The sequence below is a fragment of the Yinghuangia sp. ASG 101 genome, from assembly GCF_021165735.1.
Taxonomy (GTDB): Bacteria; Actinomycetota; Actinomycetes; order Streptomycetales; family Streptomycetaceae; genus Yinghuangia.
This window is the reverse complement of sequence record NZ_CP088911.1, coordinates 4964135-4982170: the sequence shown is the minus strand read 5'-3', so window position 1 is coordinate 4982170 and position 18036 is coordinate 4964135. Positions and strand designations below refer to the sequence as shown.

Here is an 18036-nt window from a genome sequence, read left to right as displayed (position 1 = left end):
GCGTCACGGGCGCCCGGCCGCGCCGCGGTCACCGTCGTGGGCGCCGTGGTCCGTGGCCTTGCCCCGGTTGGCGGCCAGGAAGACCGCGAACACCGGCGGGCTCAGTTGCAGCAGCTCCAGACGGCCGCCGTCCGCCTCCGCGAGGTCGCGGGCCACGGCCAGGCCCAGGCCGGTCGAGTTGTGGCCGCTGACCGCGCGCTCGAACACCCGTGCCCCCAGGACGTCGGACACGCCCGTGCCCTCGTCCTCGACCTCCACGACGACCGACGTGCCGGTGCGCCGCGTCCGGATCGTCACCGTGCCGTCGCCGTGCATGAGCGCGTTCTCCAGCAGCGTCGCCAGCACCTGCGCCAGAGCGCCCGGTGTCGCGACCGCTTCCAGCCCCGTCTCCCCCGTGACGCGGATCGCCCGGTTGGCCTTCGTGACCGCCGGGCGCCACTCGTCGACCTGCTGCCGGACGACGTCGTCGACGCGCACGGTCACCGCGGACGCCGTCCGCGGGTCACGGCCCGGCGCCCCGCGCCGGGTGCTGGTGAGCAGCCGCTCGACGACATCGGTCAGGCGTTCGACCTGGGCCAGCGCGATCGCGGCCTCTTCCTTGACGATGTCGTGGTCCTCGGTCTCGATGATCTCCTCGAGACGCATCGACAGCGCGGTCAGCGGCGTGCGCAGCTGGTGTGAGGCGTCCGCGGCGAGGCGGCGTTCGGCGGTCAGCATGCGCGCGATGCGCTCGGCGCTGCGGTCGAGCACTTCGGCGACGCGGTCCAGCTCGGGGACGTCGTAGCGGCGCCGGCCCGGGCGCGGGTCGCCGGAGCCGAGGCGTTCGGCGGTCTCGGCCAGCTCGGTGAGCGGGCGGGCCAGGCGCTGCGCCTGCCAGACGGCGAGCGCGGCGGCGGCGGCGACCGCGAGCAGCGCGACACCGAGGATCAGCAGCAGCGAGTCGCGTACCTCGGTGCTCACCTTGTCGCGCGACTCCGCGACGGTCACCGTCTCGCCCAGCTCGCCGCGCATCGTCACCTCGAACGTTTCGCCGCCGGGCTTGGCGCCGAACTCCAGGACCGGGCGGTTCGGGATGCCGATCGCGGCGTAGCGCGGCGGCGTGACCATGCGGGCGAGCAACTGGGTGTCCGGTTCGTCACCGGCCGCGAGCCGCAGCTCGACGGTCTCCAGAAGGCGCGCGGCCTCGGACTTGAGGTTGTCGCGCGCGGTCGTCTCGATCGCCTTCGTCTCGACGAGTGCGAGCGGAATGCCCAGCACGGCCACGACGACGAGCACCACACCGAGGGTGGCGTTGATGAGCCTGCGACGCACTGTGACGGCCGTTCCCGTTTCCGTTCTCGTGTCCTGCCGGTGACCGCGCCGCCGGTGCGGGCGTCCGTTTCAGGGAACGAGGGTAGTCGGCCTCAGCTCTTCTCGAAGCGGAAGCCGACGCCGCGCACGGTGGTGATGTAGCGCGGGTTGCCCGCGTCGTCGCCGAGCTTCTTGCGGAGCCAGGAGATGTGCATGTCGAGGGTCTTCGTCGAGCTCCACCACGTGGTGTCCCATACCTCGCGCATGAGCTGATCGCGCGTCACCACCCGCCCGGCGTCCCGGACGAGCACCCGGAGCAGGTCGAACTCCTTGGCGGTGAGCTGGAGTTCCTCCTCACCGATCCAGGCCCGGTGCGAGTCGACGTCGATGCGTACGCCGTGCACGCCCTGGCCGACCTCGGCCGCGCCCCGGCGCAGGAGGGCCCGGACGCGGGCGAGCAGTTCGGCGAGGCGGAAGGGCTTGGTGACGTAGTCGTCGGCGCCGGCGTCGAGCCCGACCACGGTGTCGACCTCGTCGGCGCGGGCGGTGAGCACGAGCACCGGGAATCCGTGGCCCTCGGCGCGCAGGCGTCTGCAGACCTCCAGGCCGTCCATCTTCGGCAGCCCGAGGTCCAGCACGAGCAGGTCCACGCCGCTCTGGGCGGCGCACTCCAGGGCCGTCGGTCCGTCCTCACGCACCTCGACGTCGTAGCCCTCGCGGCGCAGCGCGCGTGCCAGGGGTTCGGAGATCGAGGCGTCGTCCTCGGCGAGCAGTACGCGGGTCATGGCCCCGATCGTAGAACCCAGAAGCCGGTTGGTCCCGTACCTGTCCGTACGCCGGGCACCCGAGGGGCCCGGCAGCCGTGGCGTACCGGCGGGTATCCGGCGGGCGCGGGGGCGCGCGGTCAGTCGTCGTCGGTGTGCCGGCGCCAGGACATGAGCATGGTCACGACGGCCATCAGCAACACCAGTGCGCCCGCGGCGATTCCGAAGACGGTGGCGCCGGACATCCCGTCGTCGCCGTCGGAGGAAGAGCGGTTTTCGGCCTTCAGCGTCGCGCTCGACGGTTCGGGCCCGGTGGGCTCGGCGGTCGCGGTGGCCGTGCCGAGGAGGGGCGCCTCGGTGACCGGGGGCGGGGCGGGGACAGCGGTCCGCGGCGCCCGCGGGTCGGCGGGCGGAGCGGCCTGTCCCTCGGGGGCGGTGAGGGGCGCGTCCGCGGCGACCGCGACGACGGTCGAGACGGCGGCGGGGGCGTCCGGCGTGCACGTCGTGGTCTGGACGCCGAGGACGGTGGTGTTGGTGACCATCCTGCCGGGCGCCAGCGCGATGTCGCCGCGGGCCTCGATGGGGACGGTCAGCTCGCCTTCGTAGGGCGGCACGACGATGGGGTCCGGGTGGCCGGGGATGTCGACGAGCGTCTGGGGGCCGAACAGCCGGACCGTGCCGGTCGCGCCGCCGGAGAGGACGACCTCGATGGACGGCGTCAGGGGGGTGCCGGGCAGGGCTATGGGGCTCGTCGCGAAGCTGGGGCCGAGGGTGACCCGGATTCTGACCTTGTCGCCGGGCCGCACGGGCTCGGCGGGGGCGTCCAGGGTCACCACCTGCTCGCCGGTGTGCGTGCCCTGGCCGAGCGGCAGTTCGCACGTCACCCGCATGGCCACCGGTGTTCCGGCGGCGGCCTGCGGGAGGGGCCCGGCGAGGCACGCGGCCACGGTCGCCGCGAGTCCGAGGGCGTACCGGGCGGCCTTGCGTCGAGCCATCGGAAATCGCGGTCCCTTCATCGGTGTTCGCATCGGCCGCCCGCCGGGAGACGGGTTTTCCCGCACGCACAGTACGCGAACGGGTCCTCCGCCCGGGTGTTCCCGAGCGGAGGACCCGGTTTCGCGTTTCCGTGGGGCCCGCGGCACGTGGCCGTATGTCCGCGCCTGGCTCAGCTCCCGGCCCGCGCGCGGCGGCGTCGGGGCAGCAGGAGCATCACGCCGACGGCCGCGAGGACGGCGGTTCCGGCCACCAGCGCGAAGGCGTCGAGGGTCGAGGCGCTGGACCCGGTCTTGGCGAGGTCGCCGCCGGAAGCACCGCCGTCGGTACCGCCGTTGGCCTTCCCGCCGCCGTCCGTGCCGCCGTTCGAGCCGCCGTTGGAGCCGCCGGACGCGCCGCCGTTCTGCTGTCCGGGCGGGCCTCCGGGCTCGCCCGTCGCGGTCAGCGTCGCGGACACCGGGACGTCGCCGGTCGGCTTGCAGGTGCTGGTCGCGGTGACCGTGATCGGGCCGGCCGCCGCGTCGATGACCAGGACGAGTTCGCCCGGGGTGAAGGAGAACGTACCGCCGCCGGGCACCTCGAAGGTGCCGGTGAGCGGGCCTCCGCGCATCTTGCCGCCGGGTGACATGTCGACGTCGAACGCCGCGACGGTCGTGGGCACGATGCCGGGGTCGTTGACGCCGTCGGAGACGACGACGTTCATCGTCGGGGTGACCATGCCGTGCAGGCCGTTCTGGAGGTCGCCCGCGACGCTCGGGATGTCGCTGATCACCTGGTCCTTGAAGGCGACCTGCACGTCGACGGTGTCGCCCTTCGCGGCGCTGCTCGGCAGCAGCACCGTGACGCCCAGGGTCGGGGTCATGACGGGGACGTCGATGTCGAAGCCCTCCACCACGGTGGTGCAGGAGTACGGCACCGTGACCTCGACGCCGTTCGGGTCCGACGGCGGCGGTGTGTCGTCGGTTTTCACGGTGTACGCGGCCTGGGCCGACACGTCGCCGGACGTCGCCCTGATCGCGGCGGTGTCCTGGTCGCCGACCGGGTAGTCGGCGGAGAAGGCGCCCTGGGCGTCGGCCTTCGCGGTGACCGCGGCGTCGGACGTACGGCTGCCGTCGGCCTTGACCCCGGCGATCTCGACGTCCTGGTCGGCCGGGAAGCCCGTCCCGGCGACGGTGGTCTTGTCGCCCGCCTTGCCGGAGGACGGGGTCACGGTGACCTTGGGTTCCGGTGTGGCCTCCTCGGCGACGGTGAGGGCGGCCTCCTTGGTCTTCGCCTCGGCCCCCGTGCCGGCGGTGACCTTGACGGTGTACGCGCCGGGCTCGACCGTGTCGGCGAGGACGGCGGAGCCGGTGAGCTTGCCGTCCGCCCCGACCGCGGCGTCCTGGGACGCGAACCGGTCGGCGGCGCAGTCGGCCGCGGCGCACAGTTCGACGGTCGGCGTGCCCTCGGGCCAGCCGGCGCCGCCGAGTTGGACGGTGCCGCCCTTCGCGACCTCGTGCGGCGTGACGGAGAGCGTCACCTCACCGGGGGTGAGCGGTTTGACGGTGAACGAGGCCACGGCGCCGTCGCCGCCGGACTGCGGGGTGTAGGTGCACGGCGCGACCTGGTCGCCGAAGCCGGGGACCGTCGTGGTGCTGTCCATGCTCGTGGGCACGAACGTGATCGCGCCGTCGGCGGCGGTCGCGGGGATCGTGAACGTGGTCGTGAACGGGTCGGGGTCGATCGGTACGTTGGCCGGGATGTCGAGCGTGGTCTCGGGGCTCGCCAGGTCGATCTGCCCGGTCGCGGCGCCGGACATGGTCAGGTGGATGACGCTCTTCGACTTGGCGCCGTTCACGGCGATCGGGCTGGTGATCGGCGGCGGGCCCATGTCGACGGAGGCGGTGACCGTGGCACCGGCCGGGCCCTCGGTGACGTCGAAGTCGACCTTGATCTCCTGGGGGCCGTTCTTGTCTCCCACGATCGGCACCTTGCACGCCGCGTCCACCGTCACGGTGCCCGCGTACGCCGCGGGCGCCAGCGCGGTCAGGCCGGCGGTGCCGGCGATCGTCACCGCGCCCAGCAGGGCGGCGGTTCTCCTTTTGGCTTTCCTCATAGGTTGCGATTCCCAATCTCCGAAGTGAAGTTGCTCCGTGCGTGGGCTCCGTGTGCCGCCGCGATCCGGGCGGCGGTCAGCCGGAGCGGAGGCGCCTTCGGCGGTTCGGAAGGGCCAGGATCACCGCGAGGCCGCCGAGCAGAAGCGACGCGGCGAGCAGGGCGAAGGCCAGGACCTTCGACCCACCGGAGCCGGTGGGGGCGAGGCTTCCTCCGTCGGAACCGGAGGCGGTGGTTCCGGCGGGGGCCGAGGTGGTGGGCGCCGCCGTGGTCGGCGTGCCGGTCGTGGGCGTCGGGCTCGTGGGGGTGCCGGTGGCCGTCGGGGAGGTGTCGTCCGAGCCGGAGACCTGGACGCCCTGCTGGAGCGTCCGCGGTCCGGACGGCGCCGGCGGCGTGCTCGCGGCGCTCACCATGAGCGCGGGCCAACTGCCCGCGGTGCTCTGGGCGTTGCACTTCAGATCCGCCGAACCGCCGTCGGTGCGGTCGGCGAAGGTGAAGGTCACGTTGTCGACGACGAACGTGTGCGGTCCGGCCTCGGTGAGGTCGTACGCCTGCCGGAAGTCGCCGGGGGCGACGGCGCCGCCGGCCCCGACCGCCCTGCCGTCGCCGGTGGCCGCCAGCGTCACGTCGGGGGCGGCGGACCGCCCGACGGCGGCGGACGCGGTCAACGTCGCGCCGGTGTAGGCGAGATCGTGCGCACCGGAGTCCGTGGGGAGGCTGAACTCGCCGATGCGCACCGAGAGTTCGACCTTGTCTCCGACGGCCGCCCCGGGCTCGACGCGCAGCGCGAGTTCGGGGCCGATCGTGAACGCGGGACCGTACGGGCTTGCTCCGGACGGCGGTTCCCACGCGCACGCGAAAACGACGTGCGCGGTGCGGGTCGCCGGTGCGGCGTGGGCCGCGGGTCCGAGGGCCAGTACTCCCCCGGTCGCACACGCCGCGCTCACTCCCGCGACGAGGGCGGCCCTCCATCTCCGTGTGGCCATCGGACTGCGTACTCCCTTCTCCGGGGCGGGACTTGCCCCATCGCTTCGTCCACCCGGCCGGTCGCGGGGTGCGGCGGTCAGGTCAAAGTCAGCAGCAACGTCGCGGTGTAGCCGCCGGATCGGGTCGATCCGGCGGGCACGGGCAGCCGGAAATCGGCGCCCACGTCGAACTGACCTCCGGTCACCCCTCGCGCGGAGGGGGTGGAGCACAGGAGCGCGGTACGGCCCGCGGAGACCGGCGACCCGGCGACCGCGGTGCTGGGGTACGGTGCCGCCGGTCCCGGGTGGGCGTCGCAGCGCGGCTCCCATGCCAGGCGGCCGGCGTCGAGCGTCGCGCCGCCCGGACCGGTGAAGTCCGACATCGTGGCGGTGAGCGACCAACCGGTCGTGGAGCCCCGGAAGTCCTGGACGAGCAGGGGGGTCAGGCTCCCCGTGGCGGTGCCGCTCGACCGGTCGACCGTGAGGAGCCCCGTCCCCGGGTTCGGGGCGGGGGTGAGGACGCGCAGCGGCCCGGCGTGCAGCATCGCGCTGACGTCGCCGGAGGCCGACCGCGGCGCCTCGGGGGCGGCCGAGGGCTGCCCGATCTCGGTGGAGAACCACAGGTCGGGGTCGGTATCCGCGGCGGTGCCGGCGGTCCCGCCGGCCCGGGCCGCGGGGTCGGCCGACGGGTCGCCTCCGGAGCCGGTGCCGGTCGGCGCCGGGGCGCCGGGCGTCCCCGGGGCCTCGGGCGCCCCCGGGGCCGGGAGGACGTCGGTGACCGCCCGGACGGTCGGATCGCTCGCGTCGCCGCACGCGTCCCCGTTGCATCCCCCGCCGGGGAACAGGAAGAACGTCGCGAGGACCGCCGCCGTGACGGCGACCGCGAAGGCGGTGCCCACGAGCGTCGCCGTTCCCTGCCCGGGCCGGTAGGTCATGGCGTCCCGCGCTCCTCTCCCGGCTTCCCGGCGAGGACGTGCGCGGCTTCCGGGGGCCGTCCGCCGGCGGGCCGGTCCTCGGCCCGGGTGGCGGGCAGGACGCGGGTCTCGTCGCCGTCGGAGGACGGGCCCGTCGGTGAAACCGCGCGCGCGGACGCCGGGTTCGCGTCGGCGGCGGACGGCGGGAACAGCCGCGTCCCCACGACCACGGGCTCGTCGGTGCGGCGCGGCACCGGGCCGGGCCCGGTGCCCGCCTCGTCCCGGTCCGGATCGCGTGTCCCGGGCTCGGCGGCGCCCGGCACCCCGACCTCGCGTTCGCGTTCCTCGGCGGAGTTCTTGCGGTGCTCCTTGACGGCCCGGATGAGGTTGCCCACCAGACGCCACACCGCCATGGGGACGACGACGACGGCGAGCGCGCCGAACAGGTAGACGCCCCACGGCCGTCCCACGGTGAGGACGACCTCGTCGACGACCTTGTCGCCGTACATCACGCGGTAGCGGAACTCGCCGTGCTGGCGCGGCTTCAGCTCGATGGGCAGGCTGACGGTGACCCGCTGGCCCGGCTGGATCGTGCCGGTCCAGGCCTTGTCCTCCCACGACGGCGCGAACACGCCCTCGAACACGCCGATCCGGAACACCGGGTCGGTGATGGGCGTTTCGCCCATGTTGCCGACCTCGATCTCGAACCGTCGGCTCACGGGTGAGCCGAACCACGTGAAGATCGTGTCCCCGCCGGTGAGTTCGCTCCGGATGAAGGTGAGGCGCCCGGGCGACTTCCCGGTCTCGGACAGCGGTTCGTACGGGGCGCCCGGGATGTCGAGCGGGGTGCTGCGCGTCGCCGAGGTGCCCCCCGTGACCGTGACGACGCGGATCACACACGGGCAGGGGACCGGCGGCGTCTCGACCTTGAGCGCCACGTCGAGCGTTCCCCCGGCGGGGACCGTGGTGTTGACCGATGTGGGAACCGCGCAGGACGAGCTGCCGCCCTGGCCGTTCCGGCCGCACACCGCGATGTTGACCATCGCGCCGGGGCTCCAGCCCGTCCCGGTGACGTGGACGTCGGCGCCGGGGGCGGTCGCGGTGGTCGGCGCCAGTTGCGCGTCGCCGCCCGCGGGCGGCGGCTCCGGGGCGGGCGAGGCGGCGTACACGCCCGGCGCGGCCACCAGGGCGAGCACCAACAGGCAGGCGGGCAGCAGGAGTATGCGCCACACGGCCGTGCGCCGGGTGGCGGAGGAGTCGGTCGGAGGGTACGCGAACGCGCCCCGGGCGGGCCGGTGTTCGACCGGACCGCCGGGGATGCGGCGGAAGGCGTGGGGCATCAGCGGGGCACCCCCGCCGGGTCGGCCGTCTCGTCGCCCGCTTTGGGCACGGGGACGATTTCCCGCGTCGCGTCGTCGGCGGTCGCCCCCGTCCCGGCGTCGGATCCCGGGGAGCCGTCCGCCGCGGGGGCGTTCGTCTCGGGGGCGTCCTTCCCAGTGCCGTCGTGGCCGGGTGCCGCGTCGTCGCCGGCGGGTGCGTCGGGGCCGTTGTTCTCGGCCTTGTCGTCGCCCGTTCCGCCGCCGCCCTTGCGGTTGCGCAGCAGTTGCCACGCCACGCCGCCCGCGATCAGCAGCAGCGCGAGGGTGAGCAGCGCGGGCCAGGGCACGGCGGTGTACGCGGTGCCCGCCTTGTCGCTGAGCGTGACCCCGTCCTGCTCGCTGACCGCCTTGACGTCGACGTCGACCCGGTCGAGGCGCGGCGCGCCGCCCCACTTCTGCACCAGCTCGACGGACTCGCCGGGGAAGATCTCCAGCGGGTTCCGCGGATCGCTCGTGCGGGTGAGCAGGGTGCGGCCGAAGAGTCCCGAGACCTTGAGTTCGAGGTGCGGACGCACGATCACATTGCCGCGATTGACGACCGTGTAGTGGATGGTGGCCGCGCCCGATCCGAAGAACTCCCCGATGCCGGCGTCGCGTTCGACGCGTACGTCGCGAACCTCCATGGCGGGCAGGGTCGGTCCGTCGACCTTGAGGTAGATGCGGGCGCCCACCTGCATCTTGAGGTCGACGCGGACTTGCCCGTCCTGCTGCTGTCCGACCGGCTCGGTGTTGAGCGCGAGGATGCCGCCGATATGGTCGCCGGGACGGGCGTTGGCGGGTATGGCGATGCCGAACGGCACCGCGATCCGGGTCTTGGGCTGCAGCGTGACGGTGTCCTGGCCGGGGGCGACCCGGAGCCATGCGCCGATGCCCTTCTGCGGGTCGTCGATGCGCCGTACCGAAAACGCGCCGTCGCGCGGGGTGTTGAACGCGTCGGCGCCGAACACCTTGAACGTCATGGGGCGTTCGCTGGAGTTGGTGATCACGACGGTGTCGTTGATGGTGTCGCCCGCCGAGCCGTTCAGGAAGAAGTAGCGGCGGTTGTTCTGGTCGCCGCCCGGCGGGACGTACGGGTCGACCGACCACTCGCCGTTGCCCGCGGCGTGCGCGGCGGGCGGCGGGACCACGAGGAACGCGGCGAGGACCGTGCCCAGCACGGTCAGCAGGGACAGCGCGCGGGAGCGCAGGCCCGCGCGCGGGGACCGGGGGGATCTTCCCCGGGGGGAGGTCGGCGTGTCCGTCATCTCTGTTCTCCTGTGCCGGGGATTCTGCGGATCGGCCTGCGCGGTGCTGCGGGACGGCGTCCGGGGAGCGGAGACCGGGGACGTCGTCCGGGTGCGGCGGTGGCGTACCGCCGCGGTGGCGGTACGGGGTGCGGTCCGGTGCCGGGCGGGGTGGGTGGAACGGGCCGGTTTGCCCGTCCCACCCGTCCGCTCTGCGCCGATCCGCAGCGGCCTGTCGTCCCGGGGCCGGACAGCGGGTGGCTCCCGCCGTCCGGCCCCGGGGTCGGGCCGTTCGGGGTCCCGGCCGGGGAGGCGCCGGCCGGGAGGCCTTCACACGCTCGGGTGGCGGTGATTCGCGTGCCCGCGCGGACCGGGCCGCGCGGAGACCGCCGGGTCGGGTGAAGGTAAGGCGGCATGGGGTCGGAGCGACCCGACGGGTCGCATCAAGATGGTGATATTCCTGATATATCCGTTGTCACGCCGCAGAGGTACCGGCCCGTCGCGCTGCCGCCGAGCACGCGGTACGGCCCGGCGGCAGCGATTGCCGGTGGGGGATCAGGCGGTGTTGTTGCGCGACCGCACCTTGCGGGTCGCGACGAGGACCGCGCCGATGCCGAGGAGGCCGACGGTGCCGCCGACGAGGCCCATCGAGACGGCGTCGTCCAGCGGGCCGGTCTTGGGCAGGCTGCCGCCGGTCGTGGCGCCCGAGGACCCGGTGGAGCTGCCCGAGCCGGAGGTGCCGGTCGTCCCGGAGGACGTGCCCGAGCCGCCGGAGGAGGTCGACCCGGTCGTACCCGAGGTGGTGCTGCCCGTGGTGCCGGAGGTCGTCGACCCGGTGGTGCCCGAGGTCGTGCCGCCGGTGGTCCCCGATGTGGAACTGCCCGTGCTGGAACCGGTCGTGCCGCCGCCCGAGACCGAGATGGAGGCGACCTTGCCCGCGCCGTTGACGGTGCAGTCGGCGGTGAGCGCCCCGATCCCGGGGACGTTGACCGCGTTGCCGAGCTTGACCGGGATCAGGTCGATGGACCCGGAAGCGCCCGCGGGCACCTTGAACTTGCCGTTGAACGGCGGTGCCGTGATGGACTCGTTCGCCTTGACGTTGATCGTCGACGCCGTACCGGTGACGGTCACGGTGTCGTTGCCGACCTTGAAGTCGATCGACGGCGTCAGCTCGACACCGTCGAGGGCGAGGGGGCTCTTGGCGGGGCTCTCGCCGAGCGTCACCTTGACGTCGACCTCGGCGCCCGCGGCGGCCGAGGAGGGGGCCTCGACGGTGATCTTCTGCATGCCTTCCGCCTCGCCCGCACCGGCCGGCAGGGAGCACTTCACGTTCGCGGTGACCTCGCCCGCGTACGCCGACGGCGCGAACGCGAGTGCGGAGCCGACCGCGAAGGCCGATGCCAACAGCCCGCCGGCGATCCGTTTCGTGGGCTTGACCATGGGGGTGGTTCTCCCTTCGGGGACTTGCCTGTCGTTGTCGACGGCTCCGGCGGTCCGTGCGTGGCACGCGGGCCGCGGCGCCGGCTTCTCGTCCTGTACGGACCGTTCGCGCCTTCCGGGGCACCGGAGTTCGCGATCGTTCATCCGCTCGGGACCCGGTGGCTCCGGGCCCGAAACGGACTCGACGGCCCGCACCGGCGAGCGCGCAGGCCCTGGGCGGGGCGACCGGCTCCCGGGAGAGCGAAAACCGGTCGGCACCGAGCCCGAGAGAACAACATCAAGACTGTTTCAGTCATTGATGGCACGTCAGATCATGGGGCGACGGTACGGCAAGTCCCATGAGCGAACAACAGCCATGGCCAGAAAAAACACGCCATCCCGGGCCGCGCTCCGGGCCCGCCGCGACGCGAAATCGCCTGCCCGGCAGGCCGATTGCTCCACATCAACCGCAATGTCCATAACCGACACGTGTCGGTTTGAGTCATCCGCATCAATTTCCGGTCGCGGGCCGATGTCGAACGGCGCGCCACCCCAAGGGCGTACGGTGACTTTCGGCGCGGACGTTTCCCGACCGCACTCTGCCGGGAGATGGGACGCGCCTTGTACGGCCCACGTCTTGACAGACCGTCAGTGCACCCGGGTGAATGGCTGCCGGGCACTGAACGACAGGTGTCGGGAACGGCGGTCCGGCGAACGGCGGGGCCGGGAAGGGGATTCGCAGCATGGCCGCACGGCGCACCGCTCTTCTGGTCGGCTTCGGGCTCGTCGCCGCGGCGGCGGGGTTCGGGGCCGGGAGTCCGTCCGCGAGAGCCGCCGTCGTGACGAACTCCGTGAGCTGCGTGCCGCCGCCGCTCAACGGACCGGCGTTCACGTGGCAGCCGCAGGTCGAGCTGACCGTCGCGCCCGTGAAGGACGCGTACGCGGTCGGCGACGTCGTCACCGTGACGTGGAACTGGAAGACACCGCCGCGCAATCCGTCGAGCTGGGTGCTCGTCGCCCAGAACAGCGCGCGGCCCGCGGGCGTCGTGAGACTGACCGGCGCGCAGACCGGCGACGTCGCGGTGGCCGGACCGACGCGGAATCCGGCCGCGTGGGGGTCCGACCCGCTGTACGTCGAGGCGATGACGGGCACCTTCACGGTCGCGAAGGAGGGCCGCGTCGACCTCGCCCCCGCCGGCTACACGATCGACACGTGGCTGGTCGGCGACCCGTCGGCGTGCACACCGACCGGAACCCCGGCCGTCTCCACGGCGATCGCCGTCGGCGACCCGAGCGAACCGCCTCTCGGAGGCACCTCGGGCGGCGCCACGGGCGGTGCGGACGGCGGGACTTCGTCGGGAGGATCGACCAACGGCGGGACGACGGGCGGTACGTCCGGCGGCGCCACACCGCCCCCGGACGGCGCACCGACCGCCCCCACCACGACCGGGACTCCCGGCTCCCCCGACGGCACCCCGGCAACAGGAACCCCCGGCGCCTCGACACCGCCGGCCGTCCCCGGCGCCGAACCCCTCCCGGGCACGCAACCGGCGGGCGCACCGACCCCGGAGACCCCGGAGACCCCGGAGGGCGCCCCGGGCGCCGCCCCCGGCGCCCCGAACAGCCCGCGTCCGGCCGGGCCGCTGTACATCACGCCGTCCCAGGACGGCGGCGTCATCCTGGGCGCGTCACCGTCGAACGGCTCTCCCGGCGAAGTCACCGGGGAACTGCGGCCGTTGACCGTCACCGACGACCGGGGCAGCACCCTGGGCTGGACGCTGACGGGCCAGATCGGCGACTTCGTCGCCCCCGACGGATCGGTGCTCCCGGGCTCCGCGTTCCACTGGATACCGGGCTGCACGGCGGCGGGCGACGGATCGAGCGCGGTCTCGGGCGGCCTGCCCGGCGACGCGCGCACCAACCCCGAGCTGCTGTGCCGGCAGAACCCGAGCCTGGGCGAGGTCACCGGCGGCGAGTTCCAGGTGGACGCCTCGGTGCGGATCACCCTGCCCGCCCCCGCCGAACCGCAGCCCTACGCCGCGCAGTTGACCCTGACCCTGATATGACCCTGATCTGCCCCTGATCTGCCCCTGATCTGCCCCTGATCTGTCCCTCGTCCGCCCCTGCCCCCACCGCCCGGCCCACCCCGCCGGCCACGGGCTCGACGCGACGAACAACCGTGCGCCACAAGGGTTGCGCGCCGAACCGGCGCCGACTCCGGGCCGTTCCGGCTCAGTTCGCGTCCACCGCCGCGCCCGTCTCGGCCCCACGCGACCCGTGGCCGCCACCCGGCTCGGGGCCGCCGCCCGCGCCACCGGCGGCGTCCCTTGACTTCACCGGCGAAGCGCGGGTGAATACCCGAGGCGATTTCTGTAACACGTTTCATTCGTACGGTCGGTCGGCTCTCGAACAGGGGCCGGGAGCCCCCGACCGTGCCCGCTCGGCCGCCACGAGCCGACGGGCGGCGCCGGCCCCGGGGAGGATGCGATGCCGCCGTCCCGCACGGGTCAGGACCCGGTGCCCCGGCCGGGCTCCGCCAGCTCCGCCCAGACGGTCTTCCCGCGCCCCGGGTGCACGACGGCACCCCACCGCCGCGAGAGCCGCCGCACGATGAGCAGTCCGTGCCCGCCCGTGCGCGTTCCCTCGAAGGGATCGCGCGGCACCGGCTGCACCTCGGTGCGGTCCTCGACCTCGACGCGCACGACGCCGTCGGCCCGGACGACGCGCAGCTCGACCGGACCGCCGCCGTGCAGGCACGCGTTGGTGACCAGTTCGACGGCGACCAGCACGATGTCGTCCGCGGCGAGTTCGACCGCCTGATCCGACGCCGGCCGCCAGCCGTACGCCTGCATCGCGGTCCGCAGGAACGTCCGCGCCCGGGTCACGGCCCCCGCGCCGGTGCCGAAGGGGAGCCGCCGCACCTGCCGCGCCCCCGGTTCGCCGGAACGGAAGTCGCCGTCTCCCGCGGCCCGCGACCGCAGGGCGCTCATCGCGGGCCTCCGGGGAGGCGGGGCGAGCATCGGCCGACGAGCCGGGCGGGTGCTTCGGTCGAGGGAGATGTCAACGGGGCCTCCGCCTCGCTCGGGGCTGCTGATGCCGGAAACACGCCTGGTCGGAACCCGGTGGCCGGGCATCCGGACCGCCGGCCGGGCCGCGGCGTACACCGCTTGTCTACCCGCGCAGACCCGCCGCCGCGGCCGATGCCGGAGCCGGTGTACCGGATCCGGTGCGCCGAACGCATTGCGACATGATCTCCGGGCGCGCCATGCTATGCGGAGTCTTCGAATCCCGCCGGGGCCGTGCGCCGGGGGGCCACGCGGGTTCAGGGCGCCGCCGAGGGGTCCACCCGACCGCGTCGCGTCCGACTCCACCGCCCGTTCGTCGTGCGAGGACCTTGATGACGACCGCCGACCGGCGGACGGCCCGGCACCGTACCGCCCGGCTCACCGCGGCCCCCGCGGCCGTTCCGCAAGCGCGCCGCCTGCTCACCGAGGCGCTCGCCGACTGGGGTGTCGCGCCCGGCACCGACCTGGCGTACGACCTGCGCCTGATCGTGTCCGAGCTGGCCGCCGTCTCGGTCCGCAACGCCGACCGCCTCTCGCCGACCCTCACCCTGACCATGGTCCTGGGCGACGGCCACATCGGCGTCGGCGTCCACGACGCCGACCCCCGGGCCCGGGAGGCGCACTGCGACGGCCTGGGCGTCGTCCACGAGGTGGTCGCCGAGGCCCACGGGATCGCCGAGGTGCAGTCCACCGAGGACGGCGGCAAGACGACATGGGTCGTGCTGCCGCTGGGCACCGGCCCGGCCACCGGCTGACCGGTGCCGGAACCGGGCGCCGCCGCGACCGGCCCCGGGCGAGCCGGGGCCGACCGGGACGTCAGCCCTGCGGGGGCTCGAACTTGCTCGTGCGGGTCATGCCCGCGGCGCGGCCCTTCGCCGAGATGACCAGGGCCATCTTGCGCGAGGCCTCGTCGATCATCTCGTCGCCGAGCATCGCGGCGCCCTTCTTGCCGCCGGCCTCCGACGTGCACCAGTCGTACGCGTCAAGGATCAGCTCGGCGTGGTCGTAGTCGGCCTGCGACGGGGCGTACACCTCGTTGGCGGCGTCGATCTGGCCGGGGTGCAGCACCCACTTGCCGTCGAAACCGAGCGCGGCGGAGCGGCCGGCCACGCGGCGGAACCCGTCGACGTCCTTGATCTGGAGGTACGGGCCGTCGACCGCCTGGAGGTCGTGCATGCGCGCGGCCATGAGGATGCGCATGAGGATGTAGTGGTAGGCGTCGCCGGTGTCGTAGCCCGGCGGCTGCTCGCCGACGATCAGCGACTTCATGTTGATCGACGCCATGAAGTCCGCCGGGCCGAAGATGATCGCCTCAAGGCGGGGGGAGGCCGCCGCGATGGCGTCGACGTTGACCAAGCCGCGCGCGTTCTCGATCTGCGCCTCGATGCCGATGCGGCCGACCTCCAGGCCGACCGTCTTCTCGATCTGCGTCAGCAGCATGTCGAGGGCGGTGATCTGGGTCGCGTCCTGCACCTTCGGCAGCATGATGCAGTCGAGGTTGGCGCCCGCGCCCTCGACGACCGTGACGACGTCGCGGTACGTCCAGTGGGTGGTCCAGTCGTTGACCCGCACGACGCGGATCCGGTCACCCCAGTCACCGTTGTTGAGCGAGTCCACGATGGTGTGGCGCGCGCCTTCCTTCGCCAGCGGCGCGCAGGCGTCCTCCAGGTCGAGGAACACCTGGTCCACCGGGAGGCCCTGGGCCTTTTCGATGAAACGGGGGTTGCTGCCCGGAACTGCCATACACGAACGGCGGGAACGCAGGCTTCGCGATGTGGCGGCCATGAAGTGGTCCTCCCATTGCATGCGGGATCGTGCGGTCAGGCTACTGGCCGCCCCTCGGGGCGGCCATGCGGGGTGGGGCACGTCCGACATGTGGGACTCTGGTGTCCATGAACGCTCCCGGGAGCCCGTCCGCCGACGCGTTGTTCGACGCTGCGCTGGTCGAAGAGGGCGCCAAGAAGTCCGGCCTGCTGTGGGTCGCCCCGACGGGTCGGGCCGCCCGGCCCGCGTGGCACGTGTGGCACGACGGAGCGGTGCACATCCTCCAGGCCCGCGCCGCGGACGGCACCGAGCAGCACGTACCGGGCCTGGCCGAGGCCCCCCATGCCGAGGTGACCGTGCGCAGCAAAGACAAGGGCGGCCGACTGGTCACCTGGACCGCCGAGATCACCGTCCTCACCCCCGAAGACGAGCGATGGCCGGACGCCGCGACAGCCCTCCACCGAGAACGCCTCAACGCCCCGGACGGCGAAGCGCAACCGGCCCGGTGGGCACGCGACTGCGTGATCGTCCGACTCGGCCCGGCACACGCGATCGCCCACGGAGAAGCCCTGCCGCGCACCGGCCACGCGGCGGCCCCCGCCCCGACACCGGCCCGGACGCGCGGGCCGCTGCCCCGCAACTTCTCGTGGGGCACGCGCTTGCGGGGACGCTGAGCCCTCCAACGGCTTCCGGCCACTTTTGGAGCACCGCGTCGATCCAGCGGTGGTGGTAGGGGGCGCTGGGGAGCACTTCCTTGGTCACCGCGCAGTCACCGAGGCTGCGCCTGTCGACGCCGACCAGTTCCCAGCGGCCGTAGACCTTCTTGATCGCGGGGGTGCCGGAGTCGCCGCCGCAGGGGTCGGCCTTGCCCTCGGGGTTGTCGGCGCGGAAGTCGCCGCCGCGGATACCGAATTCGCCGCCCACGCACGGCGCGTCGGGGAGCACCCTGGTGTCGAGTTGGTTCGGGCCGGTCGGAAGCGTCGTGGCGTCGGCGGCCGTGTAGCCCCAGCCGATGACGCGGAAGGGAGTCCCGGGTCCGCCGACCGACGACGCGACCCGGACCGGCTTCTGATCAACGGGCCGGTCGAGTTTGAACAGGGCCAGGTCGCCCGCCGTTCCGGTGTCGACGCAAGCGGGGTTGACGTGGATCCAAGTATCGCCGGAATTCCGCGGGAAAGCGGTGCGTCCGGCGCGGCGGTCCCGCCGACCCCGCGTCAGTCGCCGGAGCCGGACGGGCTCTTCGTCGCGCCGGACGACCCCGACGACCCGGACGATCCCGACGTGCTCGACGAGGTCGTCTTCGTACTCGTCGGCTTCCTCGTCGTCTTCGACGAACCCGTCGGCTGCGGCGCCAAGTCCTTGTCGACGATCTGGTCCGGGTCGGGCGCCGCGATGACCGTGCGCTCGTTGTAGCCGAGGAAGTCGACCTCGCCGGTCGTCCTGCCGCCGGGCGCGGCCTCGAAGCGCATCAGGTACGGCGCGCCTTCGGTCGCGACCCAGATCGTGCCGCCGCCCCCGCCGCCCACCGTCAGCGCGATCGCCTTGCGGCCGTTGACCTCGCGCGTCTCGCCCTTCTGGAGGGTGCCGGGCTCGCCGAGGAGCTTGGCGACCAGCCGCTCGATGTACGTGTTCTCGACCATCCCGGCGTACTTCTTGTCGTCGACCGGGATCTGGATGAACTTGTTGCGGTTGACGAACTCCTCCTCGGTGCTGCTGCCGACCTCGCCCCAGAAACGCGGATCGCCTTGGAACCACACCTGGTTCTGTACGCGCGTGACGCGCGCGGTGACGCCGTCCCGGACGAGCGTGCCGTCGCTGCCGGTGCTCGTGAAGCGCATGTCGACGGTGAAGGGGTCGCTTGTGCCCGACTCGGTGATCTGCCCCTTGATGTGCACGAACGCCGAGGCCGCGGTGGCCGCTTGGGCGCGTTGCAGGATCGCCGCGGGGTCGAGGCTGCCGACCTGGTTGCCGAGCGGCAGGCCCACCGACGGCTCGTCCCCGGGATCGGAGAAGGAGCGGTGCGCGGGCTTGCCGACGCTGCATCCCGCCGCGAGCAACGCCGCCACGACCGCCGCCGTTACCGTGATTCCCGTGCGCCGGCGGGCGCTTCGTCGAGTCACCGCCAAGTTCCTTACGTTTCAGACGTGCCGGACGTGCGTGGACGAA

General features: G+C 73.5%; 15 protein-coding genes and 1 pseudogene. 3 read left to right on the top strand and 13 right to left on the bottom strand.

Going from position 1 to position 18036, the window contains the following annotated elements:
• Positions 1–3: 3 nt before the first annotated feature.
• From LO772_RS21465 to LO772_RS21425, 9 genes are all read right to left on the bottom strand, one after another.
• A complete protein-coding gene (locus LO772_RS21465; RefSeq protein WP_231773664.1) occupies positions 4–1311 on the bottom strand; it encodes an ATP-binding protein in 1308 nt (435 codons plus the stop codon).
• 92 nt (positions 1312–1403) lie between these two features.
• Positions 1404–2075, bottom strand: coding sequence for a response regulator transcription factor (locus tag LO772_RS21460; protein WP_231773663.1), 672 nt, complete (start codon positions 2073–2075; stop codon positions 1404–1406).
• Between the two features lie 119 nt (positions 2076–2194).
• Positions 2195–3049 (bottom strand): hypothetical protein, encoded by an 855-nt coding sequence (locus LO772_RS21455; RefSeq protein ID WP_231773662.1) that lies wholly within the window; start codon positions 3047–3049, stop codon positions 2195–2197.
• Between the two features lie 170 nt (positions 3050–3219).
• Positions 3220–5142, bottom strand: coding sequence for a hypothetical protein (locus LO772_RS21450; protein ID WP_231773661.1), 1923 nt, complete (start codon positions 5140–5142; stop codon positions 3220–3222).
• Between the two features lie 76 nt (positions 5143–5218).
• A complete protein-coding gene (locus tag LO772_RS21445; RefSeq protein WP_231773660.1) occupies positions 5219–6127 on the bottom strand; it encodes a hypothetical protein in 909 nt (302 codons plus the stop codon).
• A 77-nt stretch (positions 6128–6204) separates the two neighbouring features.
• Positions 6205–7041 (bottom strand): WxL domain-containing protein, encoded by an 837-nt coding sequence (locus LO772_RS21440; protein WP_231773659.1) that lies wholly within the window; start codon positions 7039–7041, stop codon positions 6205–6207.
• Complete coding sequence (locus LO772_RS21435) at positions 7038–8360, bottom strand: hypothetical protein (protein ID WP_231773658.1); 1323 nt, start codon at positions 8358–8360, stop codon at positions 7038–7040. The genes LO772_RS21440 and LO772_RS21435 overlap by 4 nt, the downstream gene beginning before the upstream one ends.
• Entirely contained in the window at positions 8360–9643 is a 1284-nt protein-coding gene (locus LO772_RS21430; protein ID WP_231773657.1) for a WxL protein peptidoglycan domain-containing protein, read from the bottom strand. Before LO772_RS21430 ends, LO772_RS21435 begins: the two co-directional genes overlap by 1 nt.
• Before the next feature lie 534 nt (positions 9644–10177).
• Positions 10178–11062, bottom strand: a complete 885-nt coding sequence (locus LO772_RS21425; protein WP_231773656.1) for a hypothetical protein — start codon at positions 11060–11062, stop codon at positions 10178–10180.
• 722 nt (positions 11063–11784) lie between these two features.
• Between LO772_RS21425 and LO772_RS21420 the strand changes: the two genes are divergently transcribed.
• Positions 11785–13107, top strand: coding sequence for a hypothetical protein (locus LO772_RS21420; RefSeq protein ID WP_231773655.1), 1323 nt, complete (start codon positions 11785–11787; stop codon positions 13105–13107).
• Positions 13108–13548: 441 nt separating this feature from the next.
• Here LO772_RS21420 and LO772_RS21415 read toward each other — a convergent pair whose 3' ends face one another.
• Complete coding sequence (locus tag LO772_RS21415) at positions 13549–14031, bottom strand: ATP-binding protein (protein ID WP_231773654.1); 483 nt, start codon at positions 14029–14031, stop codon at positions 13549–13551.
• Between the two features lie 407 nt (positions 14032–14438).
• On the opposite strand from LO772_RS21415, the gene LO772_RS21410 reads away from it, so the two are divergent.
• Positions 14439–14861, top strand: coding sequence for an ATP-binding protein (locus LO772_RS21410; protein ID WP_231773653.1), 423 nt, complete (start codon positions 14439–14441; stop codon positions 14859–14861).
• 61 nt (positions 14862–14922) lie between these two features.
• Here LO772_RS21410 and LO772_RS21405 read toward each other — a convergent pair whose 3' ends face one another.
• Positions 14923–15891 carry an HpcH/HpaI aldolase/citrate lyase family protein gene (locus LO772_RS21405; protein WP_231773652.1) on the bottom strand — a complete coding sequence of 323 codons (969 nt, stop codon included), beginning with the start codon at positions 15889–15891 and terminating at the stop codon, positions 14923–14925.
• Positions 15892–15998: 107 nt separating this feature from the next.
• On the opposite strand from LO772_RS21405, the gene LO772_RS21400 reads away from it, so the two are divergent.
• Positions 15999–16544, top strand: coding sequence for a hypothetical protein (locus tag LO772_RS21400; RefSeq protein ID WP_231773651.1), 546 nt, complete (start codon positions 15999–16001; stop codon positions 16542–16544).
• A 91-nt stretch (positions 16545–16635) separates the two neighbouring features.
• Here the strand turns inward: LO772_RS21400 and LO772_RS36380 are convergent.
• Positions 16636–17019 (bottom strand): annotated as a pseudogene (locus tag LO772_RS36380) (S1 family peptidase); the annotation flags it as partial.
• Between the two features lie 65 nt (positions 17020–17084).
• Positions 17085–17990, bottom strand: a complete 906-nt coding sequence (locus LO772_RS21395; RefSeq protein ID WP_231773650.1) for a hypothetical protein — start codon at positions 17988–17990, stop codon at positions 17085–17087.
• Positions 17991–18036 lie beyond the last annotated feature (46 nt).